The sequence below is a fragment of the Burkholderia sp. 3C genome (assembly GCF_054589155.1).
Genome location: NZ_BAAILN010000056.1, coordinates 1 through 1,748, shown reverse-complemented (window position 1 = coordinate 1,748; position 1,748 = coordinate 1). Strand labels below are relative to the sequence as shown.

Annotated in this window: 1 protein-coding gene and 1 pseudogene; both read right to left on the bottom strand. The window is 65.6% G+C overall.

What is annotated here, in order from left to right; all coding sequences use genetic code 11:
- Positions 1 to 151, bottom strand: a pseudogene (glyA, locus tag ACYP33_RS09750) (serine hydroxymethyltransferase); the annotation flags it as partial.
- Between the two features lie 332 nt (positions 152 to 483).
- The coding region (locus ACYP33_RS09745; RefSeq protein ID WP_459621293.1) for an efflux transporter outer membrane subunit at positions 484 to 1,748 on the bottom strand (1,265 nt) is incomplete at its 5' end.

Below are 1,748 nucleotides of genomic sequence, written 5' to 3'. Positions count from 1 at the left end.
GCGAACCTTGCGCAGCCATCACGGCCGGGCTGGTGTAGTTCTCGGAAGCGATCAGCTCGATGTGATCTTCCTGGCGCTGGTTTTCGTGCTGGATGGCTTGCCAGAGGTCCGGATCGACCGCTTCGATGGTGCTGGTGGAATAGTTGAACATGATTTTCCCGACGTCCGTCGTCAAAAGACTTACCTGCGCCGCAGCCGCGGCGTGCCTCGATCAAATTGCCTGATTCGGAACGTTATTCAAGCGGAAGCGCCGGTTCGCATCTAGAAGAATTGCGACAATGCGATAGGACGGAATCGGCGCAGGGGGTAACGAGGCCGGATCGATGTCGCCCGCTGACAGGTCGGTGACGCTTCGCCATCGAGCGCGGCATGACGGGCACGACGCATTCCGGTTCGACAAAAAACGACACCCCGGAAACCGCGAGGGCTTCCGGGGTGTGCGTGAGGCGCGGGCGGCAATCCATGCCGCCGCCCGTACCGGGGTCAGCCCGCCTTGGCTTGCGAGGCCGCCGCAGCCGGCGCCACCTGCTTGCTGTAATCCACCGGCGCATCGGCTTCGCGCGGCTGATCGCCGGTCTGCTCGATCCAGCCGCCGCCCAGCGCGCGGTACAGGTCCACCAGGTTGGTCCAGCGCGCGAGGCGTGCCGAGATCAGCGTGGTTTGCGCCGTGTACAGGTCGGTTTGCGCCGTCAGCACCGTCAGATAACTATCCACCCCGTTGCGGTAGCGCAGGTCGGACAGGTCGTAACGGCGCTGCTGCGCCTCTTCGTTGCGTGCCAGCGCCGCGATCTGCTGATCGTAGGTGCCGCGCGCCGCCAGGCCGTTCGACACTTCGCTGAACGCCGACTGGATCGCCTTCTCGTAGTTCGCAATCTCGATGCGCTTTTCCACATGCGCCAGATCGAGGTTCGCGATGTTCGAGCCGCCCTCGAAAATCGGCAGCGCGATGTTCGGCGCGAACGACCACGCCGCCGTGCCGGCCTTGAACAGGCCGCCCAGCGTCGGGCTCGCGGTGCCGAACGCGGCCGTCAGCGAGATCTTCGGGAAGAACGCCGCACGGGCCGCGCCGATGTTCGCGTTGGCCGCGCGCAGCGTCTGCTCGGCCTCCATGATGTCGGGGCGGCGCGTCAGCAGATCCGACGGCAAGCCGGCCGGAATATCCGTCAGCAGGTTCTGGTTGTTCAGCGGCAAACCGGCCGGCAGATCGTCGGGCAGCGGCTCGCCGACCAGCAGCACCAGCGCGTTCACGGCTTGCGCGCGTGCCCGGGCTTGCGCCTGCTGATTGGCCAGCGCCTGCTCGACCACCGTCTGCGCCTGGCGCAGATCCAGCTCCGAGCCGGTGCCGTTGTCGAACTGCAGCTTCGTCAGGTTGTACGACGATTGCGCGTTCTTCAGCGTGTCTTCCGTGACCTTCAGCAGGTCGTCGGTCGATTGCAGCGTCAGATACTGATCCGCCACCTGCGAGACGAGCGAGATTTCCTGCGCCTTGCGGGCCTGTGCCGTCGACAGATATTGCGCCAGCGCCTGATCCTTCAGGCTCTGGATTCGGCCGAACAGGTCCAGCTCCCACGACGCCGACAAGCCGACGTTGTAGTCGCGCGTAATCAGCGGAGCGCCGGTGGTCGATATACCGGCCGGCAGCCGCTCGATCGACCCCGTACCGGTGCCGCCGAGCGTCGGCAGCAGTTCGGCGCGCGTGATCTGGTACTGCGCGCGCGCCGCCTCGATGTTGAGCACCGAGACACGCA